This window comes from Pseudomonas linyingensis (assembly GCF_900109175.1).
GTDB classification, from domain to species: Bacteria; Pseudomonadota; Gammaproteobacteria; order Pseudomonadales; family Pseudomonadaceae; genus Geopseudomonas; species Geopseudomonas linyingensis.
In genome coordinates this window covers 1-21,457 of record NZ_FNZE01000002.1, presented here as the reverse complement: position 1 = coordinate 21,457, position 21,457 = coordinate 1, and the positions used below count along the sequence as shown (strand labels likewise).

The window sequence follows — 21,457 nt, the reverse complement described above, 5'->3', positions numbered from 1 at the left end:
GGCCTCAGGCCTTACTGCGGGCTTCAGCGCCCCAGCAGCCGCGCCAGCCCGTCGCGGAACGGCGTCGGCTCGGGAAAGGCGAAGCGCGCCAGCAGACGCCGGTTGTCCGCGCGCGAATGGCGGATATCGCCGGGGCGCGCCTCGGAATGGGTCACCGGCGGCAGACCGCCGAGCAGTTCGCCGAGAGCGGCCAGCAGCTGGTTCAGGCTGGTGGCGCGGTTGAGGCCGACATTCACCGCCCCCGCTGCCACCTGCGGCGCCTCCAGCGCCTGCACCAGCAGCGCCACCAGATCGGCGACATAGACGAAGTCGCGGGTCTGCTCGCCGTCGCCGAACACGCTGATCGGCAGGCCGGCCTGGGCGCGCTCGGTGAAGATGCTGATCACCCCCGAGTACGGCGAAGACGGATCCTGGCGCGGGCCGAAGATGTTGAAGAAGCGGAAGATCGCCGGTGTAAGGCCGTGCTGGCGGCGATAGAAGTCGAGGTAGTACTCGCTGGCCAGCTTGTCCGCCGCGTAGGGGGTCAGCGGCGCCTTGGGGGTGTCCTCGTCGATGGCCGTGCCCTCGCCGTTCTGCCCGTACACCGCGGCACTGGAGGCGAACACCACCCTCTGCACGCCCTGCTCGCGCATCGCTTCGCACAGATTCAGGGTGCCGATGAAGTTGCTCTGGTGGGTACTCACCGGATCGTCCACCGAAGCCTGCACCGAGGCCACCGCGGCCAGATGGGCCACCGCCGTGCAGCCGTGCAGTGCGGCATTCAGGGTCGCCGCATCGGCGACGTCCCCTTCGACCAGCTCGAGAGTGGGGTTGCTCAGCGGCAGGTTGCTGCGCTTGCCGGTGGACAGGTTGTCCAGCACGCGCACGCAGTGGCCGCGCGCCAGCAGGGCGTCGACCAGGTGCGAGCCGATGAAACCGGCGCCGCCGGTGACCAGAATCCGCGAATCAGCCGCCATGACGGTAGTAACGCTCCAGGAGGGCCGGCAGGCCGGCGCGCCAGGCACGCGGCTTGATGCCGAAGGTGTTGAGGATCTTCTTGCAAGCCAGCACCGCATGCTGCGGTTCTTCCGGGGCATCCGGACGCTGGGCATGGGCCTGCGGGGTGAAGTCCTGGGGCAGCTCCGGCCGGTAGCGGCGGGCCTCGGCCAGGGTCGCCTGGCCCATGGCCAGGCTGGTGGTCGCCTCGATGCCGCCGTAGTGGTAGGTGCCCCACAGCGGCGCATTGCAATCGAGCTGCTTGAGTACCGAGAGGATCACCCGCGCGGCGTCGTCCACCGGGGTCGGGTTCCCGCGGCGGTCGTCGGCGAGGAACAGCTCCTCGCCACTCTCAGCCCACTTGAGCAGGCGGCCCATGCGCCCTTCCGGGCTCTCGTCGAGCAGCCAGCCGAAGCGCAGCAGGATGTGCCGCGGACAGATGGTGCGCACCTGCTGCTCGAAGCGCCACAGCGCCTGGCCACGCAGGCTCAGCGGGCGCACGTCGTCCTTCTCGCTGTAGGCGGTGGCGCGGGCGCCATCGAATACCTTGTAGCTGGACGGCTGCAACAGGATGATTTCGTGGTGCAGGCACAGCTCGGCCAGGCGGTCGATGGCCCGCTCCTGGGTGAACAGGCGCTCTGCCTCGACCTGCTCGGCCAGGAACCAGTCATGGTAGTAGGCCAGGTTGACCAGCGCATTCGGGCGCTGCTCGTCCAGCAGGCAGGTCAGGCTGGCGGGATCCCAGCCCTGCGGCGGCGGCACGGGGGCGATGAACTCGAAGTTCTCTTCCGCCCCCAGACGCAGCAGCGCCTGTCCAAGGGCATTACCGCCGCCCAGCAGCATCAGGCGCATGCGCATGGTGATGGACTACCTCGTTGTCAGAACGGGATATCGTCGTCGAAGCTGTCGTAGTCCGGCGCCGGCTGCTGGGCGGCCGGTTGCTGCTGCGGAGCCGGACGCGACTCGCGCGGGGCCTGCTGCTGCGGCTCGCGCGGCGGACGCGGCGCGCGCGGGGCATCGTCACCGGCGTTGCCGCCACGGCCGCCGAGCAGCTGCATCTGGCCACCCATATCGACCACGATCTCGGTGGTGTAGCGGTCCTGGCCATCCTGACCCTGCCACTTGCGGGTCTGCAGACGACCTTCGACGTACACCTGGGAGCCCTTGCGCAGGTACTCGCCGGCAATCTCGGCAACCTTGCCGAAGAACACCACGCGGTGCCACTCGGTGCGCTCCTGCAACTGGCCGGTCTGCTTGTCCTTCCAGCTGTCGCTGGTGGCCAGGGTGATGTTGGTCACCGCATTGCCGTTGGGCAGGTAGCGGGTTTCCGGGTCGCCACCGACGTTACCCACCAGAATGACTTTGTTGACTCCACGAGCCATAGAATTCTCCTCGGCTTCAGCACGCCGGCGCCGGGTTGACCAAGCGCTCGAGGGACGTGCGATCCAGTTGTTGGGTATCCACCTTGACGTAGACGGCGGCTTCTTCAGCCACCACGAAGGCATCGGCCACTCCGGGCGTTGCCTTCAGGCGCGCGGCCAATCCCGCCTCGCGCAGGGCCTCGGCAGACAGCGGCAGGCGCACGCTGGTCACATACGGCGGTTCGCGCATAGTAGCAGCAAACCCCAGCCACAGGGCACAGAGCAGCGCACAGCCGAGGAACACTGCCTCGACCCCGCCCTGCTGGAACAGCCAGCCGCCGAGCAGGCCGCCCAGCGCGGCACCGAGGAACTGGCTGGTCGAGTACACGCCCATCGCCGTGCCCTTGCCGCCGGCCGGCGCCATCTTGCTGATCAGCGACGGCAGCGAGGCCTCGAGCAGGTTGAAGGCGGTAAAGAACAGCAGATTACCAATCACCAGCGCACGCAGGCTGCCGCCGAACTGCCAGAAGAACAGCTCGCAGAGCAGCAGCAGCGCCACCGCGCCGAGCAGCACGCGCTTCATCTGGCGCTTCTTCTCTCCGTAGATGATGAACGGGATCATGCCGAAGAAACCGACCAGCATGGCAGTCAGGTAGACCCACCAGTGCTCCTCCTTTGGCAGGCCGCCCTGCTCCACCAGCGCCAGCGGCAGGGCGACGAAGCTGGCCATGAGAATGGCGTGCAGGGCGGCGATGCCGAAGTCCAGGCGCAGCAGGTCGGGATGGCGCAGGGTCGGCCACAGCGCCTGGCGCGCCACTCCGGATTCGCGATGGTGCAGCGCCTGCTGCGGCTTGGGCACCAAGAGGGCGATGATCAGGATGCCGAGCACGGCCATGCCGGCGGTCGCCCAGAACAGCCCGGACAGGCCGAAGGCGCGGGTCAGCAACGGGCCGACCACCATGGCCACGGCGAACGACAGGCCGATGCTCATGCCGATCATCGCCATGGCCTTGGTGCGGTGCTGTTCGCGGGTCAGGTCGGAGAGCAGCGCCATCACCGCTGCCGAGATCGCCCCGGCGCCCTGCAGCACGCGGCCGGCGACCACGCCCCAGATCGAGTCGGCGCTGGCGGCCAGGGCCGCGCCGGCGGCGAAGATCAGCAAGCCGACGTAGATCACCGGCAGGCGGCCGATGCGGTCGGAGACGATGCCGAAGGGAATCTGCAACACGGCCTGGGTCAGGCCATAGGCGCCGATGGCCAGGCCGATCAGCAGCGGCGTGGCACCGGCCAGCTCCTGGCCGTAGGTCGCCAGCACCGGCAGCACCATGAACATGCCGAGCATGCGGAAGGCGAACACGGCAGCCAGGCCGGCAGCCGCACGCTGTTCGGTCGGACTCATGCGCTCGGTGTGCGGATCGTGCATGGCTACATCTCGAAAAACGGGGGGCGCAATTCTAGCAGCACCACGCCCGCTGGCACAGGCGCGGCGCTTTGCCGCTCGGCCGAACGCAGCCGTATACTCGTGGGTTTTCGCCCGCCATGCGAGGCCGCAGTGGACAAGATCCTGATTCGTGGGGCACGTACCCACAACCTGAAGAACATCGACCTGACCCTGCCGCGCGACAAGCTGATCGTGATCACCGGCCTGTCCGGCTCGGGCAAGTCGTCGCTGGCCTTCGACACCCTGTACGCCGAGGGCCAGCGCCGCTACGTGGAATCGCTGTCCGCCTACGCCCGCCAGTTCCTGTCGATGATGGAGAAGCCCGACGTCGACACCATCGAGGGGCTGTCGCCGGCGATCTCCATCGAGCAGAAGTCCACCTCGCACAACCCGCGCTCCACGGTCGGCACCATCACCGAGATCTACGACTACCTGCGCCTGCTCTACGCCCGCGTCGGCACCCCGCGCTGCCCGGACCACGACGTGCCGCTGGAGGCGCAGACGGTCAGCCAGATGGTCGACCAGGTACTGGCCCTGCCGGAGGGCAGCAAGCTGATGCTGCTCGCCCCGGTGATCCGCGAGCGCAAGGGCGAGCACCTGTCGGTGTTCGAGGAGCTGCGCGCGCAGGGCTTCGTCCGTGCGCGGGTCAACGGCAAGCTGCACGAGCTGGACGAACTGCCCAAGCTCGACAAGCAGAAGAAGCACTCGATCGACGTGGTGGTGGACCGCTTCAAGGTGCGCGAGGATCTCCAGCAGCGCCTGGCCGAGTCCTTCGAGACCGCCCTCAAGCTGGCCGACGGCATCGCCCTGGTCGCCCCCATGGAAGGGGAGGACGGCGTGGAAATCATCTTCTCGGCGCGCTTCGCCTGCCCGCACTGCGGCCACTCGATCAGCGAGCTGGAACCCAAGCTGTTCTCCTTCAACAATCCGGCCGGCGCCTGCCCGACCTGCGACGGCCTCGGCGTCAAGCAGTTCTTCGACCCGCGCCGACTGGTCAACGGCGAGCTGACCTTGGCCGAAGGCGCGATCCGCGGCTGGGACCGGCGCAACGTCTACTACTTCCAGATGCTCGGCTCGCTGGCCGCGCACTACGGCTTCAGCCTCGAGGTGCCGTTCGACGAGCTGTCGGTGGCGGCGCAGAAGGCCCTGCTGCATGGCAGCGGCCGCGAGGAGGTGGAGTTCCGCTACCTCAACGACCGCGGCGACATCGTCAGGCGCGCCCACCCGTTCGAGGGCATCGTGCCCAACCTCGAGCGGCGCTACCGCGAGACCGAATCGAACAGCGTGCGCGAGGAGCTGGCCAAGCTGCTCAGCACCCAGGCCTGTCCGGACTGCCGCGGTACCCGCCTGCGCCGCGAGGCGCGCCACGTGTGGGTCGGCGACAAGACCCTGCCGGCGGTCACCGCCCTGCCGGTGGGCGATGCCTGCGGCTACTTCGCCGAGCTGGCCCTGAGCGGCCGGCGCGGCGAGATCGCTGAGAAGATCCTCAAGGAGATCCGCGAGCGCCTGCAGTTCTTGGTCAACGTCGGCCTCGACTACCTGACCCTGGATCGCAGTGCCGACACCCTGTCCGGCGGCGAGGCGCAGCGCATACGCCTGGCCAGCCAGATCGGCGCCGGCCTGGTCGGGGTGATGTACATCCTCGACGAACCATCGATCGGCCTGCATCAGCGCGACAACGAGCGCCTGCTGGCCACCCTCACCCACCTGCGCAACATCGGCAACACTGTGATCGTGGTCGAGCACGACGAGGACGCCATCCGCCTGGCCGATTACGTGGTCGACATCGGCCCCGGCGCCGGTGTGCACGGCGGGCGCATCGTCGCCGAGGGCACCCCAGCCCAAGTGATGGCCCACCCCGACTCGCTGACCGGCAAGTACCTGTCCGGAAGGGAGAAGATCCGCTATCCGGCCGAGCGCACCGCCGTCGACCGCGACAAGTTGCTCAAACTCAGGGGCGCGCGCGGCAACAACCTGCGCAACGTCGACCTGGAAATTCCCCTCGGCCTGTTCACCTGCATCACCGGAGTGTCCGGCTCGGGCAAGTCGACGCTGATCAACAACACCCTGTTCCCGCTGGCCGCCACCGAGCTGAATGGCACCACCTCGCTGGAAGCCGCCGCCTACGAGTCGCTCGACGGCCTGCAACACCTCGACAAGGTGGTCGACATCGACCAGAGCCCGATCGGCCGCACGCCGCGCTCCAACCCGGCCACCTACACCGGGCTGTTCACCCCGATCCGCGAGCTGTTCGCCGGCGTGCCGGAGTCGCGCTCGCGCGGCTACAACCCCGGGCGCTTCTCCTTCAACGTCAAGGGCGGCCGCTGCGAGGCCTGCCAGGGCGACGGCGTGATCAAGGTGGAGATGCACTTCCTGCCGGACATCTACGTGCCCTGCGACGTGTGCAAAGGCAAGCGCTACAACCGCGAGACCCTCGAGGTGAAGTACAAGGGCAAGAGCATCCACGAGGCACTGGAGATGACCATCGAGGAGGCCCGCGAGTTCTTCGATGCGGTGCCGGCGGTGGCGCGCAAGCTGCAGACGCTGATCGACGTCGGCCTCTCGTACATCCGCCTAGGACAGAGCGCCACCACCCTGTCCGGCGGCGAGGCGCAGCGGGTCAAGCTGAGCCGCGAGCTGTCCAAGCGCGACACCGGCAAGACCCTGTACATCCTCGACGAGCCGACCACCGGCCTGCACTTCGCCGACATCCAGCAACTGCTCGACGTGCTGCACCGCCTGCGCGACCACGGCAACACCGTGGTGGTGATCGAACACAACCTCGACGTGATCAAGACCGCCGACTGGCTGGTCGATCTCGGCCCCGAGGGCGGCTCGCGCGGCGGGCAGATCATCGCCAGCGGTACGCCCGAGCAGGTGGCTGACATGCCGCAGTCGCACACCGGGCACTTCCTCAAGCCGCTGCTGGAGCGCGACAGGGCGTAAATCCTTCGTCCATCCAGCCGCACACGACAAGGCCGGGCAGCAAGCCCGGCCTTGTCGCACTCGCGCGCCGAATGATCGACAGCATTTCCCTGAGCAGAAAACGCAGGCAACAAAAAACCGGGCACAGGGCCCGGTTTCTTGTGAATCACCCGAACTTACTCGGCAGCTGCTTCCACAGCACCAGCAACCGGACGATCAACCAGCTCGACGTACGCCATGGGCGCGTTGTCGCCAGCGCGGAAACCGCACTTGAGGATGCGCAGGTAGCCACCCGGACGGTTGGCGTAACGCTTGCCCAGCTCGTTGAACAGCTTGCCGACCGCTTCCTTGGAACGGGTGCGGTCGAAAGCCAGACGACGGTTGGCGACGCTGTCTTCCTTGGCCAGGGTGATCAGCGGCTCGGCAACGCGACGCAGCTCTTTCGCCTTGGGCAGGGTGGTCTTGATCAGCTCGTGTTCGAACAGCGACACCGCCATGTTCTGGAACATGGCACTGCGGTGGGCGCTGGTGCGGCTCAGGTGACGGCCACTTTTACGATGACGCATGATTGAAATTCCTTACCAAACCTTGAGTTCGGTGATTAGGGACGATCAGGCAGTCGCCTTATCATCCTTTTTCAGACTTGCCGGCGGCCAATTGTCGAGGCGCATGCCGAGGGAAAGACCGCGGGAAGCCAGAACGTCCTTGATTTCGGTCAGGGACTTCTTGCCCAGGTTCGGCGTCTTGAGCAGCTCCACTTCGGTGCGCTGGATCAGGTCACCGATGTAGTAGATGTTCTCTGCCTTCAGGCAGTTGGCCGAACGCACGGTCAGTTCCAGATCGTCGACGGGGCGCAGCAGGATCGGATCGATCTCGTCTTCCTGCTCTTCCACCACCGGCGCACTGTCACCCTTGAGGTCGACGAACGCGGCCAGCTGCTGCTGCAGGATGGTCGCGGCACGACGAATGGCCTCTTCGGGATCGAGGGTACCGTTGGTTTCCAGGTCAAGCACCAGCTTGTCCAGGTTGGTGCGCTGCTCGACACGGGCGCTTTCCACCACGTAGGCGAGACGACGCACCGGGCTGAACGACGCGTCGAGCTGGAGGCGGCCGATACTGCGGCTTTCATCCTCGTCGCTCTGACGGGCGTCGGCGGGCTCATAGCCACGGCCGCGCGCCACTTTCAGACGCATGTTCAGGGCGCCGTTGTCCGCCAGGTGGGCGATCACGTGATCACCGTTGACGATCTCGACATCGTGATCCAGCTGAATATCGGCAGCGGTCACCACACCCGCGCCCTTCTTCGCCAGGGTCAGCGTCACTTCATCACGACCGTGCAACTTGATGGCCAGGCCTTTCAGGTTGAGCAGGATCTCGATGACATCTTCCTGCACACCCTCGATGGCGCTGTACTCGTGGAGTACGCCATCGATTTCAGCCTCAACCACTGCACAGCCGGGCATGGAGGACAACAGGATGCGACGCAGCGCGTTGCCCAGTGTGTGACCAAAGCCGCGCTCGAGAGGCTCGAGCGTGATCTTGGCGCGGGTCGGGCTGACCACCTGAACGTCGATATGACGGGGGGTCAGAAACTCATTTACCGAACTCTGCATGGATGCACCTATTTTCTAGCTCTTACTTCGAGTAGAGCTCGACAATCAGGTTTTCGTTGATGTCAGCGGACAGATCGCCGCGAGCCGGCACGCTCTTGAACACGCCGGACTTCTTCTCGGCATCAACTTCCACCCACTCAACGCGGCCACGCTGGGCGCACAGCTCGAGAGCCTGGGCGATACGCAGCTGGTTCTTGGCCTTCTCGCGGACAGCGACTACGTCGCCGGCCTTGACTTGGTAAGACGGGATGTTGACGGTCTGACCGTTGACGGTGATGGCCTTGTGCGAAACCAGCTGACGGGATTCGGCGCGGGTGGCACCGTAGCCCATGCGGTATACGACGTTGTCCAGGCGGCACTCGAGCAGCTGCAGCAGGTTCTCGCCGGTCGAACCCTTGCGACGGGTTGCTTCCTTGTAGTAACCGCTGAACTGACGCTCAAGCACACCGTAGATACGGCGGACTTTCTGCTTTTCACGCAGCTGGGTGCCGTACTCGGACAGGCGACCACGACGCTGGCCGTGGATACCGGGAGCCGCTTCGATATTGCACTTCGACTCGAGGGCGCGAGCGCCGCTCTTGAGGAAAAGGTCAGTGCCTTCGCGACGGGACAGTTTGCATTTGGGACCAATGTAACGAGCCATTCTTCACTGTCTCCTTTTACACGCGACGCTTCTTCGGCGGACGGCACCCGTTATGCGGGATGGGCGTCACGTCGGTGATGCTGGCAATCTTGTAGCCGCAGGCGTTCAGAGCACGCACAGCGGATTCACGACCCGGACCCGGACCCTTGACGTTGACATCGAGGTTCTTGAGACCGTACTCCAGAGCGGCCTGACCGGCGCGCTCGGCTGCAACCTGGGCAGCGAACGGAGTGCTCTTGCGCGAGCCGCGGAAACCGGAACCACCCGAGGTCGCCCAGGACAGAGCGTTGCCCTGACGGTCGGTGATGGTCACGATGGTGTTGTTGAAAGACGCATGGATGTGGGCGATGCCATCAACCACTGTCTTTTTGATTTTCTTGCGAGGACGAGCAGCAGGTTTTGCCATGACTATATTCCTGTCGATGCGCGGATGCGATTACTTGCGGATCGGCTTGCGCGGACCCTTGCGGGTGCGGGCGTTGGTCTTGGTGCGCTGACCACGAACCGGCAGGCCACGACGGTGACGCAGGCCGCGGTAGCAGCCGAGGTCCATCAGGCGCTTGATGTTCATGTTGATTTCGCGGCGCAGGTCACCTTCAGTGGTGAACTTGGCGACTTCGCCACGCAGCTGCTCGATCTGCTCGTCCGAGAGATCCTTGATTTTCGCCGCCGGGTTGACCCCGGTGGCCGCACAGATGTTCTGCGCGGTAGTGCGACCGACACCATAGATGTAGGTCAGCGAGATAACAGTGTGTTTGTTATCCGGAATGTTGACGCCTGCAATACGGGCCATTCAGAAAAACTCCAATTGACAGCTATCCGCGCCCCGGAAGCCAAGAAAAGGGCGCGAATATTAACGCTGTAAAAACAAATAATCAACCCGGCAGCGCACTAGCTGCCGGGTTGGTTCGCAGATCACACTCAGCCTTGGCGCTGCTTGTGGCGCGGCTCTGCGCTGCAGATCACACGGACGACGCCTTCACGGCGAACGATCTTGCAATTGCGGCACAGCTTCTTGACCGATGCACGAACTTTCATCACCAACTCCTCGAACCTTACGGGTGGATCAGCGGAGCATGCCGCTGCCATAGCCCTTCAGGTTGGCTTTCTTCATCAGGGAATCGTACTGGTGCGAAACGAGGTGCGATTGTACTTGGGACATGAAGTCCATAACAACCACCACGACGATCAGCAACGAGGTCCCGCCAAGATAGAACGGCACATTGGCCGCCACCACCAGGAACTGGGGCAGCAGGCAGACGGCCGTCATGTACAGAGCACCGAACATGGTCAAGCGGGTCAGCACACCATCGATGTAGCGCGCGGACTGCTCGCCGGGACGGATACCCGGAATGAAGGCACCGGACTTCTTCAGGTTTTCCGCCACGTCCTTCGGATTGAACATCAGTGCCGTGTAGAAGAAGCAGAAGAAAATCACTCCTGCAGCAAACAGCAGAATGTTCAAGGGCTGACCGGGAGCGATGGCCTGCGCGATGTCCTGCATCCAGCCCATGCCTTCACCCTGGCCGAACCAGGACCCCAGGGAGGCCGGGAACAGCAGGATGCTGCTGGCGAAGATCGCCGGGATGACCCCAGCCATGTTCACCTTCAGCGGCAGGTGGCTGGTCTGCGCAGCGAAGACCTTGCGGCCCTGCTGACGCTTGGCGTAGTGCACCGCGATGCGACGCTGACCACGCTCAATGAACACCACGAAAGCAATGATCGCTACCGCCAGCAGACCGATGGCGATCAGGGCGAAGATATTGATATCACCCTGGCGGGCAGACTCGAAAGACTGCCCGATCGCCGACGGCAGACCAGCAACGATACCGGCAAAGATCAGCATCGAGATGCCATTGCCGACGCCGCGCTCGGTGATCTGCTCGCCCAGCCACATCATGAACAGCGCCCCCGCCACGAAGGTGGTGACGGCCACGAAGTGGAAGCCGAAATCGGTGCTGAAGGCCACACCCTGACTGGCCAGACCAACGGACATGCCGATAGCCTGGACCAGCGCCAGGACAACAGTGCCGTAGCGGGTGTATTGGCTGATCTTGCGACGACCAGCCTCACCTTCCTTCTTCAACTGCTCCAGCTGCGGACTGACCGCCGTCATCAGCTGCATGATGATCGATGCCGAGATGTACGGCATGATCCCCAGTGCAAAGATGCTCATGCGCTCGAGAGCGCCGCCGGAAAACATGTTGAACAGGCTAAGAATGGTCCCCTCGTTCTGCCGGAACAGTTCGGCCAGCCGGTCAGGGTTGATGCCGGGCACCGGGATGTGCGCGCCGATCCGATAGACGATGATCGCCATGAACAGGAAACGCAAACGAGCCCAGAGCTCGGACAGCCCGCCATTGCTGAGCGCGGAGAGAGCACCTTGCTTAGCCATTTAGTCCTCGATTTTGCCGCCAGCTGCTTCGATAGCCGCACGCGCACCCTTGGTGACGGCGATACCTTTCAGGGTGACCGCACCGACAACCTCGCCGGACAGCATGACTTTCACGCGCTGTACGTGCTGGTTGATCAGATTGGCATCCTTGAGCGCCTGCACGGTGACGACACCACCCGCGACCTTGGCCAGCTCGGAGGTGCGGATTTCCGCACGATCCATGGCCTTCAGCGAGGTGAAGCCGAACTTCGGCAGACGGCGGTGCAGAGGCTGCTGGCCACCCTCGAAGCCGGGGGCAATCTTGCCACCGGAACGGGAGGTCTGACCCTTGTGGCCGCGGCCACCGGTCTTGCCGAGGCCGCTACCGATACCACGGCCCGGACGCAGCTTTTCGCGACGGGCACCCGGCGCGGAACGCAGATCGTTCAGTTGCATGGATTAACCCTCCACACGCAGCAGGTAGTAGGCCTTGTTGATCATCCCGCGATTCTCGGGAGTATCAATGACTTCTACAGTGTGGTTGATGCGACGCAGGCCGAGACCCTTGACGCACGCCTTGTGATTGGCCAGACGACCGTTCACGCTCTTGATCAGAGTGACCTTGATCTTGGCATTCGACATGATCAGAGAATCTCCTCGACACGCTTGCCACGCTTGGCCGCAACGGAGTCCGGGGACTGCATGTTCTTCAGACCCTTGAAGGTGGCGTGCACCACGTTCACCGGGTTGGTCGAACCGTAGCACTTGGCCAGAACGTTCTGCACACCGGCCACTTCCAGAACGGCACGCATGGCGCCGCCGGCGATGACACCGGTACCTTCCGAAGCCGGCTGCATGTACACCTTGGAGGCGCCATGGGCAGACTTGATCTGGTACTGCAGGGTGGTGCCGTTCAGATCAACCTGGATCATGTTGCGGCGCGCAGCTTCCATCGCTTTCTGGATGGCTGCCGGTACTTCGCGGGACTTGCCGCGACCGAAGCCGACACGACCCTTGCCATCACCAACCACGGTCAGGGCGGTGAAGGTGAAGATACGACCACCCTTCACGGTCTTGGCGACGCGGTTAACCTGGATCAGCTTCTCGATGTAGCCTTCGTCGCGCTTCTGCTCGTTATTCGCCATAACTTAGAACTCCAGCCCGCCTTCACGAGCAGCGTCGGCCAGTGCCTTGACACGGCCGTGGTACTTGAAGCCAGAACGGTCAAATGCCACCTGGGTGACACCGGCGGCTTTCGCGCGCTCGGCGACCAGCAGGCCGACCTTCTTGGCAGCTTCGACGTTGCCGGTGGCAGCGCCACGCAGCTCTGCGTCCAGAGTCGAGGCGCTGGCCAGGACCTTGCCGCCGTCGGCCGAAATGACCTGGGCGTACATGTGCTGAGAAGAGCGGTACACGCAAAGGCGTACGGCCTCCAGCTCGCGCATCTTCAGGCGTGCCTGGCGAGCGCGACGCAGACGGATTACTTTCTTGTCGCTCATTTGCTATGCCCTACTTCTTCTTGGCTTCTTTACGACGGACAACTTCGTCGGCGTAACGCACACCCTTACCTTTGTAAGGTTCCGGACGACGGAAGTCGCGGATTTCGGCAGCCACCTGACCAACCACCTGCTTGTCGACACCCTTGATCAGGATCTCGGTCTGGCTCGGGGTTTCGGCGGTGACGCCTTCCGGCAGTTCGTACTCGATCGGATGCGAGAAGCCGAGGGCCAGCGACAGAATCTGACCTTTGGCCTGAGCACGGTAGCCGACGCCAACCAGCTGCAGCTTGCGCTGGAAGCCTTCGCTGACACCTACAACCATGTTGTTGACCAGGGCGCGGGTGGTACCGGCCATGGCGCGGGTTTGCTGATCGCCATTGCGTGCAGCAAAGCGCAGCTCACCAGCTTCCTGAATCACTTCTACCGAAGGATGCACCTTCAGTTCCAGAGCGCCTTTGGCACCCTTCACCGAAAGCTGCTGACCGGCCAACTGAACGTCGACACCAGCGGGCAGCTTGACGGGGTTCTTAGCAACGCGAGACATGCTGATCCCCCCTTAGAATACGGTGCAGAGCACTTCGCCGCCGACACCGGCAGCGCGAGCAGCACGATCCGTCATCACACCTTTGTTGGTGGAGACGATGGAAACGCCGAGGCCGCCGCGAACTTTCGGCAGCTGCTCAACAGCCTTGTACTGGCGCAGACCGGGACGGCTCACGCGCTTGAGCTCTTCGATGACCGGCTTGCCTTCGAAATACTTCAGCTCGATGGACAGCTGCTGCTTGACGTCGCCGCTGACCTGGAAATCCGCAATGTAGCCTTCGTCCTTGAGGACTTTGGCGACTGCTGCCTTCAGCTTGGAAGACGGCATGCTAACCACGGTCTTCTCAGCCATCTGGGCATTACGGATACGAGTTAGCATGTCCGCTAACGGGTCCTGCATACTCATGGGCTTGATGCTCCTGAAACAAAAAAAACCTTTCGGCCGTATTTGCCCGCAACCCGGGCACGAATGCCAGGCTCAGGCGAGCCAGACATTCTAGAGAATGATCAAAAACGAATCAAGCCCCAGAGGGGCTTGATTCGTTTTGCGAGGATCCCGGGCAAGCCCGGGACCGACGACTTACCAGCTGGCCTTGACCAGACCCGGCACGTCACCACGCATTGCCGCTTCACGCAGCTTGTTACGGCTCAGGCCGAACTTGCGGTAGTAGCCGTGCGGACGACCGGTGATGCGGCAGCGGTTGCGCAGACGGCTGGCCGACGCATCGCGCGGCTGCTTCTGCAGGGCTACCAGGGCTTCCCAGCGCTGCTCCGGAGTGGAGTTCGGGCTGGCAATGACAGCTTTCAGCTCGGCACGCTTCTTGGCGTACTTCGCGACCGTTTGCTGACGCTTCAGCTCACGGTTCTTCATGCTAGTTTTGGCCATGTTCCTACTCCAATCAGTTGCGGAACGGGAATTTGAAGGCGCGCAGCAGGGCACGACCTTCATCATCGCTACGGGCGGTGGTGGTCAGGGTGATGTCCATACCACGCAGCGCATCGATCTTGTCGTAATCGATTTCCGGGAAGATGATCTGCTCTTTCACGCCCATGCTGTAGTTGCCACGACCGTCGAAGGACTTGGAATTCAGGCCGCGGAAGTCACGCACGCGCGGCAGGGAGATGGTGATCAGACGATCCAGGAACTCGTACATGCGATCGCCACGCAGAGTCACCTTGATACCGATCGGCCAGCCCTCACGGACCTTGAAACCGGCAATGGACTTGCGAGCATAGGTGACCACCGGCTTCTGGCCAGCGATCTTCTCCATGTCGCCCAGCGCATGCTCGATGACTTTCTTGTCACCGATCGCTTCGCCGAGGCCCATGTTCAGGGTGATTTTGGTAATGCGCGGAGTTTCCATCACGTTGGCCAGCTTCAGGTCTTCCTGCAGCTTGGGAGCGATTTCGTTCCGGTAAATATCTTTCAATCGTGCCATGGTGTTTTACCTATGATTCTCAAGCGCCAACCGGCTTCTGGGTGGACTTGAAGACACGAATTTTCTTGCCGTCTTCGACCTTGAAGCCAACGCGATCAGCCTTGTTGGTTTCAGCGTTGAAGATCGCAACGTTGGAAACGTGCAGCGGCGCTTCTTTCTCGACGATACCGCCTTGAACGCCCGACATCGGATTCGGCTTGGTGTGGCGCTTGACCAGGTTGATCCCACCGACGACCAGACGGTCGTCCGCGAGCACCTTCATCACTTTGCCACGCTTGCCCTTGTCCTTGCCGGCGATGACGATGACTTCGTCGTCACGACGAATCTTTTGCATGACGGCTACTCCTTAGAGTACTTCGGGGGCCAGGGAGACGATCTTCATGAACTTCTCGGTACGAAGTTCGCGAGTCACCGGGCCAAAGATACGGGTGCCGATGGGCTCCTGCTTGTTGTTCAGCAGGACCGCAGCATTGCCATCGAAGCGGATGATCGAACCATCCGGACGGCGCACGCCGTGACGGGTACGGACTACGACCGCACTCATCACTTGGCCTTTTTTCACCTTGCCGCGCGGAATCGCTTCCTTCACGGTCACCTTGATGATGTCGCCAATACCGGCGTAACGACGGTGCGAACCACCAAGGACCTTGATGCACATTACGCGACGGGCACCGCTGTTATCGGCGACGTCGAGCATGGATTGAGTCTGAATCATATCTTTCTCCGACCCTTAGTCCTTAGACTTCCACGGCACGTTCGACGATTTCGACCAGGGTCCAGGCCTTGGTCTTGGCCAGCGGACGAGTCTCGCGAATGGTGACGAGGTCACCCATGCGGCACTGGTTGCTTTCGTCGTGGGCGTGCAGCTTGGTCGAACGCTTCACGTATTTACCGTAGATCGGGTGCTTTACGCGACGCTCGATCAGAACGGTGATGGTCTTGTCCATTTTGTCGCTGACGACTTTGCCGGTCAGCGTACGGACGGTCTTCTGAGCTTCAGCCATGATCACTTACCTGCCTGCTGGTTGAGCACAGTTTTCACGCGAGCGATGTCGCGCTTAACTTGCGAGAGCAGGTGGGACTGCCCCAACTGGCCAGTTGCCTTCTGCATGCGCAGATTGAACTGGTCGCGCAGCAGGCCGAGCAGTTGCTCGTTCAGCTGCTCCGCGGATTTTTCACGAAGTTCATTCGCTTTCATCACATCACCGTCCGCTTAACAAAGGTGGTCTCGAGCGGCAGCTTGGCAGCTGCCAGGGCGAAAGCCTCGCGAGCCAGCTCTTCGGATACACCCTCGATCTCGTACAGGACCTTGCCCGGCTGGATCAGGGCTACCCAGTACTCGACGCCGCCCTTACCTTTACCCATACGAACTTCGAGGGGCTTCTTGGTAACCGGCTTGTCGGGGAACACGCGGATCCAGATCTTGCCGCCACGCTTCACGTGACGGGTGAGTGCGCGACGAGCGGACTCGATCTGACGTGCGGTGAGGCGACCACGGCTAACAGACTTCAGCGCGTACTCGCCAAAGCTGACCTTGCTACCGCGCTGAGCCAGACCACGGTTGTGGCCGGTCATCTGCTTGCGGAATTTTGTACGCTTGGGTTGCAGCATGTTGCGTACTCCTCTTACTTAGCAGCTTTTTTGCGAGGCGCAGGCGCTTGCGGCTTGAGCTCTTCGTGCAGGCCACCGATGACCTCGCCCTTGAAGATCCAAACCTTCACACCGATCACACCGTAGGTGGTGTGCGCTTCGTAGGTGGCGTAGTCGATGTCGGCACGCAGGGTGTGCAGCGGCACACGACCTTCGCGATACCACTCGGTACGGGCAATCTCAGCCCCGCCCAGACGACCACTCACCTGGATCTTGATGCCCTTGGCACCAATACGCATGGCGTTCTGTACAGCGCGCTTCATGGCGCGACGGAACATTACGCGACGCTCCAGCTGCTGAGCTACGCTCTGCGCAACCAGCATACCGTCGAGCTCCGGCTTGCGGATCTCTTCGATGTTGATGTGCACCGGCACACCCATTTGCTTGGTCAGTTCCTGACGCAGCTTCTCAACATCCTCACCCTTCTTGCCGATCACGATGCCGGGACGAGCGGTGTGGATGGTGATGCGTGCAGTCTGAGCCGGACGAGCGATGTCGATACGGCTCACGGACGCGCTTTTTAATTTGTCTTGGAGGTATTCACGAACCTTCAGGTCGGCAAACAGATAATCGGCGTAAGTGCGCTTATCTGCGTACCAAACGGAGGTGTGCTCCTTGACGATGCCCAGGCGAATGCCAGTGGGATGTACTTTCTGACCCATCTGATCGACTCCGTTACTTGTCCGCAACCTTGACAGTGATATGGCAAGACCGCTTGACGATGCGATCAGCACGGCCTTTGGCACGCGGCATGATGCGCTTCAGCGAACGCCCTTCGTTGACGAAAACGGTGGAAACCTTCAGGTCATCCACGTCTGCGCCTTCGTTGTGCTCGGCGTTGGCCACGGCCGACTCAAGCACTTTCTTGATGATGGCACCGGCTTTCTTGTTGCTGAAAGCCAGCAGATTGAGCGCCTCACCAACCTTCTTCCCGCGAATCTGATCAGCGACCAGGCGGGCTTTCTGGGCGGAGATGCGAGCGCCCGACAACTTAGCGGCTACTTCCATTTCCTACCCCTTAACGCTTGGCTTTCTTGTCAGCCACGTGCCCGCGATAGGTGCGGGTAGCGGCGAACTCGCCCAGTTTGTGGCCGACCATGTCTTCGTTCACGAGAACCGGGACATGTTGACGACCGTTATGCACGGCGATGGTCAGACCGACCATCTGCGGCAGAATCATCGAACGACGCGACCAGGTCTTGATCGGCTTACGGTCGTTCTTTTCCACCGCCACTTCGATCTTCTTAATCAGGTGAAGATCGATGAACGGACCTTTTTTCAGAGAACGCGGCACTGTCGTATCCCTCTAGTTACTTGCGGCGACGGACAATCATGTTGTCGGTGCGCTTGTTGGAGCGGGTCTTCGCGCCCTTGGTCGGGAAGCCCCACGGCGACACCGGATGACGGCCACCAGAGGTACGACCTTCACCACCACCATGCGGGTGGTCAACCGGGTTCATGGCGGAACCACGCACGGTCGGACGGATGCCCTTCCAACGCTTGGCACCGGCTTTACCCAGCGAACGCAGGCTGTGCTCGGAGTTCGAGACTTCGCCCAAGGTCGCACGGCACTCGGCCAGGACCTTGCGCATCTCGCCGGAGCGCAGACGCAGGGTCACGTAGACGCCTTCGCGAGCAACCAGCTGAGCGGATGCACCAGCGGAACGCGCGATCTGAGCACCCTTGCCCGGCTTCAGCTCGATACCGTGAACGGTCGAACCAACCGGAATGTTGCGCAGCGGCAGGCTGTTGCCAACCTTGATCGGCGCATGGGCACCGGATACCAGCTGATCGCCAGCACTCACGCCCTTCGGCGCGATGATGTAGCGACGCTCGCCGTCTGCGTACTTCAGCAGGGCAATGTGAGCAGTGCGGTTCGGGTCATATTCGATACGCTCAACGGTGGCAGCAATGCCATCCTTGTTGCGACGGAAATCGACCAGACGATAGTGCTGCTTGTGTCCACCGCCGATGTGGCGAGTGGTGATGCGGCCGTTGTTGTTACGACCACCAGTCTTGCTCTTCTTCTCGACCAGCGGAGCGTACGGAGCGCCCTTGTGCAGGTCGGAATTGACCACCTTGACCACGAAACGACGGCCAGCGGAAGTCGGCTTGCATTTAACGATTGCCATGATGCACTCCTACCTTACTCAGCGCCGCTGGCGAAATCGAGATCCTGGCCCGGCTGGAGGGCGATGTACGCCTTTTTCCAGTCGTTGCGCTTGCCGAAACCGCGGGCAGTGCGCTTGGTCTTGCCCTTGACGTTCAGGGTGCTTACACGCTCCACCTTGACGCTGAACAGGGATTCGACAGCCTTCTTGATTTCCAGCTTGGTTGCATCAGTGGCAACCTTGAAAACGAACTGGCCCTTGCCGTCGGCAAGAGTGGTGGCCTTCTCGGAGACGTGCGGGCCAAGCAGCACTTTGAATACGCGTTCCTGGTTCATCCCAGCAGCTCCTCGAATTTCTTCACGGCGGACACGGTGACCAGCACCTTGTCGTAGGCGATCAGGCTGACCGGGTCGGAACCCTGCACGTCACGAACGTCGACGTGCGGCAGGTTGCGTGCTGCCAGGTACAGGTTCTCATCGACACCGTCGGTCACGATCAGCACGTCGCTCAGACCCAGGCCATCCAGCTTGCCAACCAAGCTCTTGGTCTTCGGGGCATCGACGGCAAAGTCTTCAACAACAACCAGACGCTCCTGACGCACCAGTTCGCTCAGGATTGAGCGCATGGCAGCGCGGTACATCTTCTTGTTGAGCTTCTGCGAGTGGTCTTGCGGCTTGGCGGCGAAAGTCACGCCACCCGAGCGCCAGATGGGGCTGCGGATGGTACCGGCACGGGCACGGCCCGAACCTTTCTGGCGCCACGGCTTCTTGCCACCACCACGAACTTCGGAGCGGGTCTTCTGCGCGCGGGTGCCCTGACGACCACCTGCCATGTAGGCAACGACAGCCTGGTGTACCAGGGTCTCGTTGAACTCATCACCAAAGGTGCGCTCGGAGACTTCGATCGCCTGCGCACCGTTCACATTCAGTTGCATCTCTCGAATCTCCCTTAAGCCTTGGCTGCCGGACGCACGATCACGTCACCGCCAGTGGCACCCGGGACTGCGCCCTTGACCAACAGCAGATTGCGCTCGGCATCGACACGAACAACTTCCAGGGACTGAACGGTCACGCGCTCGGCGCCCATATGACCGGACATCTTCTTGCCCTTGAACACTCGACCAGGAGTCTGGCACTGGCCGATGGAACCCGGAGCACGGTGAGATACGGAGTTGCCGTGGGTGTTGTCCTGGCCGCGGAAGTTCCAGCGCTTGATGGTACCGGCATAGCCTTTACCCTTGGACTGACCGGTCACATCGACCATCTGTCCGGCTTGGAACTGCTCAACGGTGAGCTGATCGCCAGCCTGGAACTCTTCGCCTTCGAGACGGAATTCCATGACGGTGCGACCGGCAGCAACACTGGCCTTGGCGAAGTGACCGGCTTGCGCCTTGGTCACACGGGAAGCGCGACGCTCGCCGACAGTCACCTGTACGGCGCGATAGCCATCGCTCTCTTCATTCTTGAACTGGGTGACGCGATTCGGCTCGACTTCGATAACCGTAACCGGAATAGAGACACCATCTTCGGTGAAAATGCGGGTCATGCCGCACTTGCGACCGACTACACCAATAGTCATGTCTTGAACCTCATGAGTGTACGGGGCTTTCACCCGCTATGGCCGCCCATTTCAGAGCGTTACACGACCGAAATCCGGGAATGGATTTCAGCCGAGGCTGATTTGCACTTCGACACCGGCAGCAAGGTCGAGCTTCATCAGCGCGTCGACGGTCTTGTCGGTCGGCTGAACGATGTCGAGCACGCGCTTGTGAGTACGAATTTCGTACTGATCACGCGCATCCTTGTTGACGTGCGGAGAAACCAGCACGGTGAACCGCTCTTTGCGGGTCGGCAGAGGAATCGGACCACGGACCTGAGCACCAGTACGTTTCGCGGTTTCCACGATTTCCTGGGTTGATTGATCGATCAGGCGGTGGTCAAAAGCCTTCAACCGAATACGGATTTGTTGATTTTGCATTTTGACCTCAGACTCTAGCTATTCCCACCAGACGGACTACGCCCGGTAAAAGGAGGCGCAATTGTACGGACGCCCCTCCGGGGTGTCAACCAATGGACGGAAACGAGAAAGCCCCCGCAAAGCGGGGGCTCCTCTGTCACCAGATTTCGATTACTCGAAGATCTTGGCAACCACGCCGGCGCCGACGGTACGGCCGCCTTCGCGGATCGCGAAGCGCAGGCCGTCTTCCATGGCGATCGGAGCGATCAGGGTGACAACCATCTTGATGTTGTCGCCCGGCATTACCATTTCAACGCCTTCCGGCAGTTCGCAGTTGCCGGTAACGTCGGTGGTGCGGAAGTAGAACTGCGGACGGTAGCCCTTGAAGAACGGGGTGTGACGACCACCTTCTTCCTTGGACAGCACGTACACTTCAGCTTCGAACTTGGTGTGCGGCTTGATGGTGCCCGGCTTGGCCAGAACCTGGCCACGCTCGACGTCCTCACGCTTGATGCCGCGCAGCAGGATGCCGACGTTCTCACCCGCACGACCTTCGTCGAGCAGCTTGCGGAACATTTCAACGCCGGTGCAGGTGGTCTTGGAGGTCGGACGGATGCCGACGATTTCCACTTCTTCCTGGACCTTGACGATGCCGCGCTCGATACGACCGGTCACCACGGTGCCACGACCGGAGATCGAGAACACGTCTTCGATCGGCATCAGGAACGGCTGGTCAACGGCACGAACCGGCTCCGGGATGTAGGCGTCGAGAGTCTCAACCAGCTTACGCACGGCCGAAACACCCATTTCGTTGTCGTCCTGACCGTTCAGGGCCATCAGCGCCGAACCGGTAACGATCGGAGTGTCGTCGCCCGGGAAGTCGTAGGTGTTCAGCAGATCGCGAACTTCCATCTCGACCAGTTCCAG

Annotated in this window: 34 protein-coding genes; 1 reads left to right on the top strand and 33 read right to left on the bottom strand. The window is 62.2% G+C overall.

Features of this window, described 5'->3' with window-relative positions; translation table 11 throughout:
- Positions 1-23: 23 nt before the first annotated feature.
- From BMZ19_RS02525 to BMZ19_RS02510, 4 genes are read right to left on the bottom strand one after another with little or no spacing between them, the layout of a single operon-like run.
- A complete protein-coding gene (locus BMZ19_RS02525) occupies positions 24-956 on the bottom strand; it encodes an NAD-dependent epimerase/dehydratase family protein (protein ID WP_090306435.1) in 933 nt (310 codons plus the stop codon).
- Positions 946-1,833, bottom strand: a complete 888-nt coding sequence (locus BMZ19_RS02520) for a sugar nucleotide-binding protein (protein WP_090306431.1) — start codon at positions 1,831-1,833, stop codon at positions 946-948. The genes BMZ19_RS02525 and BMZ19_RS02520 overlap by 11 nt, the downstream gene beginning before the upstream one ends.
- A 20-nt stretch (positions 1,834-1,853) precedes the next feature.
- Entirely contained in the window at positions 1,854-2,357 is a 504-nt protein-coding gene (ssb, locus tag BMZ19_RS02515) for a single-stranded DNA-binding protein (RefSeq protein ID WP_090306428.1), read from the bottom strand.
- A 16-nt stretch (positions 2,358-2,373) separates the two neighbouring features.
- Positions 2,374-3,759: an MFS transporter gene (locus BMZ19_RS02510; RefSeq protein ID WP_090306425.1), complete on the bottom strand. Its 1,386-nt coding sequence runs from the start codon at positions 3,757-3,759 to the stop codon at positions 2,374-2,376.
- 129 nt (positions 3,760-3,888) lie between these two features.
- Between BMZ19_RS02510 and uvrA the strand changes: the two genes are divergently transcribed.
- Positions 3,889-6,723 carry an excinuclease ABC subunit UvrA gene (gene uvrA / locus BMZ19_RS02505; protein WP_090306422.1) on the top strand — a complete coding sequence of 945 codons (2,835 nt, stop codon included), beginning with the start codon at positions 3,889-3,891 and terminating at the stop codon, positions 6,721-6,723.
- 155 nt (positions 6,724-6,878) lie between these two features.
- On the opposite strand, the gene rplQ is transcribed toward uvrA, so the two are convergent.
- The 29 genes from rplQ to BMZ19_RS02360 all read right to left on the bottom strand — a co-directional run.
- Complete coding sequence (gene rplQ, locus BMZ19_RS02500) at positions 6,879-7,268, bottom strand: 50S ribosomal protein L17 (protein WP_090306419.1); 390 nt, start codon at positions 7,266-7,268, stop codon at positions 6,879-6,881.
- 45 nt (positions 7,269-7,313) lie between these two features.
- On the bottom strand, positions 7,314-8,315 hold the full coding sequence (locus BMZ19_RS02495) for a DNA-directed RNA polymerase subunit alpha (RefSeq protein WP_090306416.1): 1,002 nt from the start codon (positions 8,313-8,315) through the stop codon (positions 7,314-7,316).
- Positions 8,316-8,337: 22 nt separating this feature from the next.
- Complete coding sequence (gene rpsD, locus BMZ19_RS02490) at positions 8,338-8,958, bottom strand: 30S ribosomal protein S4 (RefSeq protein WP_090306413.1); 621 nt, start codon at positions 8,956-8,958, stop codon at positions 8,338-8,340.
- Between the two features lie 16 nt (positions 8,959-8,974).
- A complete protein-coding gene (rpsK, locus tag BMZ19_RS02485; RefSeq protein ID WP_039806105.1) occupies positions 8,975-9,364 on the bottom strand; it encodes a 30S ribosomal protein S11 in 390 nt (129 codons plus the stop codon).
- A gap of 30 nt (positions 9,365-9,394) precedes the next feature.
- Positions 9,395-9,751: a 30S ribosomal protein S13 gene (gene rpsM, locus BMZ19_RS02480; RefSeq protein ID WP_090306410.1), complete on the bottom strand. Its 357-nt coding sequence runs from the start codon at positions 9,749-9,751 to the stop codon at positions 9,395-9,397.
- A gap of 128 nt (positions 9,752-9,879) precedes the next feature.
- Positions 9,880-9,996: a 50S ribosomal protein L36 gene (rpmJ, locus tag BMZ19_RS02475; RefSeq protein WP_014854209.1), complete on the bottom strand. Its 117-nt coding sequence runs from the start codon at positions 9,994-9,996 to the stop codon at positions 9,880-9,882.
- 28 nt (positions 9,997-10,024) lie between these two features.
- The gene (gene secY / locus BMZ19_RS02470) at positions 10,025-11,353 is read right to left on the bottom strand and encodes a preprotein translocase subunit SecY (RefSeq protein ID WP_090306407.1); all 1,329 of its coding nucleotides are present in this window, start codon (positions 11,351-11,353) and stop codon (positions 10,025-10,027) included.
- Positions 11,354-11,788, bottom strand: coding sequence for a 50S ribosomal protein L15 (gene rplO, locus BMZ19_RS02465; RefSeq protein WP_090306404.1), 435 nt, complete (start codon positions 11,786-11,788; stop codon positions 11,354-11,356).
- Between the two features lie 3 nt (positions 11,789-11,791).
- A complete protein-coding gene (gene rpmD, locus BMZ19_RS02460) occupies positions 11,792-11,974 on the bottom strand; it encodes a 50S ribosomal protein L30 (protein ID WP_090306401.1) in 183 nt (60 codons plus the stop codon).
- Between the two features lie 2 nt (positions 11,975-11,976).
- Positions 11,977-12,477, bottom strand: coding sequence for a 30S ribosomal protein S5 (gene rpsE / locus BMZ19_RS02455; RefSeq protein ID WP_090306398.1), 501 nt, complete (start codon positions 12,475-12,477; stop codon positions 11,977-11,979).
- 3 nt (positions 12,478-12,480) lie between these two features.
- Entirely contained in the window at positions 12,481-12,831 is a 351-nt protein-coding gene (rplR, locus tag BMZ19_RS02450) for a 50S ribosomal protein L18 (protein ID WP_090306395.1), read from the bottom strand.
- 10 nt (positions 12,832-12,841) lie between these two features.
- Positions 12,842-13,375 (bottom strand): 50S ribosomal protein L6, encoded by a 534-nt coding sequence (gene rplF, locus BMZ19_RS02445; RefSeq protein WP_090306392.1) that lies wholly within the window; start codon positions 13,373-13,375, stop codon positions 12,842-12,844.
- A 12-nt stretch (positions 13,376-13,387) separates the two neighbouring features.
- Positions 13,388-13,780 (bottom strand): 30S ribosomal protein S8, encoded by a 393-nt coding sequence (gene rpsH / locus BMZ19_RS02440; protein WP_090306389.1) that lies wholly within the window; start codon positions 13,778-13,780, stop codon positions 13,388-13,390.
- Positions 13,781-13,954: 174 nt separating this feature from the next.
- Positions 13,955-14,260 carry a 30S ribosomal protein S14 gene (gene rpsN / locus BMZ19_RS02435; protein WP_090306386.1) on the bottom strand — a complete coding sequence of 102 codons (306 nt, stop codon included), beginning with the start codon at positions 14,258-14,260 and terminating at the stop codon, positions 13,955-13,957.
- 13 nt (positions 14,261-14,273) lie between these two features.
- Positions 14,274-14,813, bottom strand: a complete 540-nt coding sequence (rplE, locus tag BMZ19_RS02430) for a 50S ribosomal protein L5 (protein ID WP_090306384.1) — start codon at positions 14,811-14,813, stop codon at positions 14,274-14,276.
- Between the two features lie 19 nt (positions 14,814-14,832).
- Positions 14,833-15,147 carry a 50S ribosomal protein L24 gene (gene rplX, locus BMZ19_RS02425; protein ID WP_090306381.1) on the bottom strand — a complete coding sequence of 105 codons (315 nt, stop codon included), beginning with the start codon at positions 15,145-15,147 and terminating at the stop codon, positions 14,833-14,835.
- A gap of 12 nt (positions 15,148-15,159) precedes the next feature.
- Positions 15,160-15,528 carry a 50S ribosomal protein L14 gene (rplN, locus tag BMZ19_RS02420; protein WP_090306378.1) on the bottom strand — a complete coding sequence of 123 codons (369 nt, stop codon included), beginning with the start codon at positions 15,526-15,528 and terminating at the stop codon, positions 15,160-15,162.
- Between the two features lie 22 nt (positions 15,529-15,550).
- A complete protein-coding gene (gene rpsQ, locus BMZ19_RS02415; RefSeq protein ID WP_090306375.1) occupies positions 15,551-15,817 on the bottom strand; it encodes a 30S ribosomal protein S17 in 267 nt (88 codons plus the stop codon).
- Positions 15,818-15,819: 2 nt separating this feature from the next.
- Positions 15,820-16,011 carry a 50S ribosomal protein L29 gene (gene rpmC / locus BMZ19_RS02410; protein WP_031596249.1) on the bottom strand — a complete coding sequence of 64 codons (192 nt, stop codon included), beginning with the start codon at positions 16,009-16,011 and terminating at the stop codon, positions 15,820-15,822.
- A complete protein-coding gene (rplP, locus tag BMZ19_RS02405; RefSeq protein ID WP_090306373.1) occupies positions 16,011-16,424 on the bottom strand; it encodes a 50S ribosomal protein L16 in 414 nt (137 codons plus the stop codon). The genes rpmC and rplP overlap by 1 nt, the downstream gene beginning before the upstream one ends.
- Positions 16,425-16,438: 14 nt before the next feature.
- Positions 16,439-17,125 (bottom strand): 30S ribosomal protein S3, encoded by a 687-nt coding sequence (rpsC, locus tag BMZ19_RS02400; protein WP_090306369.1) that lies wholly within the window; start codon positions 17,123-17,125, stop codon positions 16,439-16,441.
- Between the two features lie 13 nt (positions 17,126-17,138).
- Positions 17,139-17,471, bottom strand: coding sequence for a 50S ribosomal protein L22 (rplV, locus tag BMZ19_RS02395; protein ID WP_090306366.1), 333 nt, complete (start codon positions 17,469-17,471; stop codon positions 17,139-17,141).
- A 10-nt stretch (positions 17,472-17,481) separates the two neighbouring features.
- Positions 17,482-17,757 carry a 30S ribosomal protein S19 gene (gene rpsS, locus BMZ19_RS02390; RefSeq protein WP_090213031.1) on the bottom strand — a complete coding sequence of 92 codons (276 nt, stop codon included), beginning with the start codon at positions 17,755-17,757 and terminating at the stop codon, positions 17,482-17,484.
- 16 nt (positions 17,758-17,773) lie between these two features.
- Complete coding sequence (gene rplB / locus BMZ19_RS02385; protein ID WP_090306363.1) at positions 17,774-18,595, bottom strand: 50S ribosomal protein L2; 822 nt, start codon at positions 18,593-18,595, stop codon at positions 17,774-17,776.
- A gap of 14 nt (positions 18,596-18,609) precedes the next feature.
- Positions 18,610-18,909 carry a 50S ribosomal protein L23 gene (rplW, locus tag BMZ19_RS02380; protein ID WP_090306360.1) on the bottom strand — a complete coding sequence of 100 codons (300 nt, stop codon included), beginning with the start codon at positions 18,907-18,909 and terminating at the stop codon, positions 18,610-18,612.
- The gene (gene rplD, locus BMZ19_RS02375; RefSeq protein WP_090306356.1) at positions 18,906-19,508 is read right to left on the bottom strand and encodes a 50S ribosomal protein L4; all 603 of its coding nucleotides are present in this window, start codon (positions 19,506-19,508) and stop codon (positions 18,906-18,908) included. The genes rplW and rplD overlap by 4 nt, the downstream gene beginning before the upstream one ends.
- Positions 19,509-19,522: 14 nt before the next feature.
- The gene (gene rplC, locus BMZ19_RS02370; RefSeq protein ID WP_090306354.1) at positions 19,523-20,152 is read right to left on the bottom strand and encodes a 50S ribosomal protein L3; all 630 of its coding nucleotides are present in this window, start codon (positions 20,150-20,152) and stop codon (positions 19,523-19,525) included.
- 87 nt (positions 20,153-20,239) lie between these two features.
- On the bottom strand, positions 20,240-20,551 hold the full coding sequence (rpsJ, locus tag BMZ19_RS02365; RefSeq protein WP_003186070.1) for a 30S ribosomal protein S10: 312 nt from the start codon (positions 20,549-20,551) through the stop codon (positions 20,240-20,242).
- A 150-nt stretch (positions 20,552-20,701) separates the two neighbouring features.
- The coding region (locus BMZ19_RS02360) for an elongation factor Tu (RefSeq protein ID WP_090306351.1) at positions 20,702-21,457 on the bottom strand (756 nt) is incomplete at its 5' end.

What these genes read in the sequence shown, in the direction of transcription:
- BMZ19_RS02525 (WP_090306435.1), bottom strand. Translation starts at nt 956, where the DNA reads ATGGCGGCTGATTCGCGGATTCTGGTCACCGGCGGCGCCGGTTTCATC.
- BMZ19_RS02520 (WP_090306431.1), bottom strand. Translation starts at nt 1,833, where the DNA reads ATGCGCATGCGCCTGATGCTGCTGGGCGGCGGTAATGCCCTTGGACAG.
- ssb (WP_090306428.1), bottom strand. Translation starts at nt 2,357, where the DNA reads ATGGCTCGTGGAGTCAACAAAGTCATTCTGGTGGGTAACGTCGGTGGC.
- BMZ19_RS02510 (WP_090306425.1), bottom strand. Translation starts at nt 3,759, where the DNA reads ATGCACGATCCGCACACCGAGCGCATGAGTCCGACCGAACAGCGTGCG.
- rplQ (WP_090306419.1), bottom strand. Translation starts at nt 7,268, where the DNA reads ATGCGTCATCGTAAAAGTGGCCGTCACCTGAGCCGCACCAGCGCCCAC.
- BMZ19_RS02495 (WP_090306416.1), bottom strand. Translation starts at nt 8,315, where the DNA reads ATGCAGAGTTCGGTAAATGAGTTTCTGACCCCCCGTCATATCGACGTT.
- rpsD (WP_090306413.1), bottom strand. Translation starts at nt 8,958, where the DNA reads ATGGCTCGTTACATTGGTCCCAAATGCAAACTGTCCCGTCGCGAAGGC.
- rpsK (WP_039806105.1), bottom strand. Translation starts at nt 9,364, where the DNA reads ATGGCAAAACCTGCTGCTCGTCCTCGCAAGAAAATCAAAAAGACAGTG.
- rpsM (WP_090306410.1), bottom strand. Translation starts at nt 9,751, where the DNA reads ATGGCCCGTATTGCAGGCGTCAACATTCCGGATAACAAACACACTGTT.
- rpmJ (WP_014854209.1), bottom strand. Translation starts at nt 9,996, where the DNA reads ATGAAAGTTCGTGCATCGGTCAAGAAGCTGTGCCGCAATTGCAAGATC.
- secY (WP_090306407.1), bottom strand. Translation starts at nt 11,353, where the DNA reads ATGGCTAAGCAAGGTGCTCTCTCCGCGCTCAGCAATGGCGGGCTGTCC.
- rplO (WP_090306404.1), bottom strand. Translation starts at nt 11,788, where the DNA reads ATGCAACTGAACGATCTGCGTTCCGCGCCGGGTGCCCGTCGCGAAAAG.
- rpmD (WP_090306401.1), bottom strand. Translation starts at nt 11,974, where the DNA reads ATGTCGAATGCCAAGATCAAGGTCACTCTGATCAAGAGCGTGAACGGT.
- rpsE (WP_090306398.1), bottom strand. Translation starts at nt 12,477, where the DNA reads ATGGCGAATAACGAGCAGAAGCGCGACGAAGGCTACATCGAGAAGCTG.
- rplR (WP_090306395.1), bottom strand. Translation starts at nt 12,831, where the DNA reads ATGAGCGACAAGAAAGTAATCCGTCTGCGTCGCGCTCGCCAGGCACGC.
- rplF (WP_090306392.1), bottom strand. Translation starts at nt 13,375, where the DNA reads ATGTCTCGCGTTGCTAAGAACCCCGTCAAGCTGCCCGCTGGTGTCGAC.
- rpsH (WP_090306389.1), bottom strand. Translation starts at nt 13,780, where the DNA reads ATGAGTATGCAGGACCCGTTAGCGGACATGCTAACTCGTATCCGTAAT.
- rpsN (WP_090306386.1), bottom strand. Translation starts at nt 14,260, where the DNA reads ATGGCCAAAACTAGCATGAAGAACCGTGAGCTGAAGCGTCAGCAAACG.
- rplE (WP_090306384.1), bottom strand. Translation starts at nt 14,813, where the DNA reads ATGGCACGATTGAAAGATATTTACCGGAACGAAATCGCTCCCAAGCTG.
- rplX (WP_090306381.1), bottom strand. Translation starts at nt 15,147, where the DNA reads ATGCAAAAGATTCGTCGTGACGACGAAGTCATCGTCATCGCCGGCAAG.
- rplN (WP_090306378.1), bottom strand. Translation starts at nt 15,528, where the DNA reads ATGATTCAGACTCAATCCATGCTCGACGTCGCCGATAACAGCGGTGCC.
- rpsQ (WP_090306375.1), bottom strand. Translation starts at nt 15,817, where the DNA reads ATGGCTGAAGCTCAGAAGACCGTCCGTACGCTGACCGGCAAAGTCGTC.
- rpmC (WP_031596249.1), bottom strand. Translation starts at nt 16,011, where the DNA reads ATGAAAGCGAATGAACTTCGTGAAAAATCCGCGGAGCAGCTGAACGAG.
- rplP (WP_090306373.1), bottom strand. Translation starts at nt 16,424, where the DNA reads ATGCTGCAACCCAAGCGTACAAAATTCCGCAAGCAGATGACCGGCCAC.
- rpsC (WP_090306369.1), bottom strand. Translation starts at nt 17,125, where the DNA reads ATGGGTCAGAAAGTACATCCCACTGGCATTCGCCTGGGCATCGTCAAG.
- rplV (WP_090306366.1), bottom strand. Translation starts at nt 17,471, where the DNA reads ATGGAAGTAGCCGCTAAGTTGTCGGGCGCTCGCATCTCCGCCCAGAAA.
- rplB (WP_090306363.1), bottom strand. Translation starts at nt 18,595, where the DNA reads ATGGCAATCGTTAAATGCAAGCCGACTTCCGCTGGCCGTCGTTTCGTG.
- rplW (WP_090306360.1), bottom strand. Translation starts at nt 18,909, where the DNA reads ATGAACCAGGAACGCGTATTCAAAGTGCTGCTTGGCCCGCACGTCTCC.
- rplD (WP_090306356.1), bottom strand. Translation starts at nt 19,508, where the DNA reads ATGCAACTGAATGTGAACGGTGCGCAGGCGATCGAAGTCTCCGAGCGC.
- rplC (WP_090306354.1), bottom strand. Translation starts at nt 20,152, where the DNA reads ATGACTATTGGTGTAGTCGGTCGCAAGTGCGGCATGACCCGCATTTTC.
- rpsJ (WP_003186070.1), bottom strand. Translation starts at nt 20,551, where the DNA reads ATGCAAAATCAACAAATCCGTATTCGGTTGAAGGCTTTTGACCACCGC.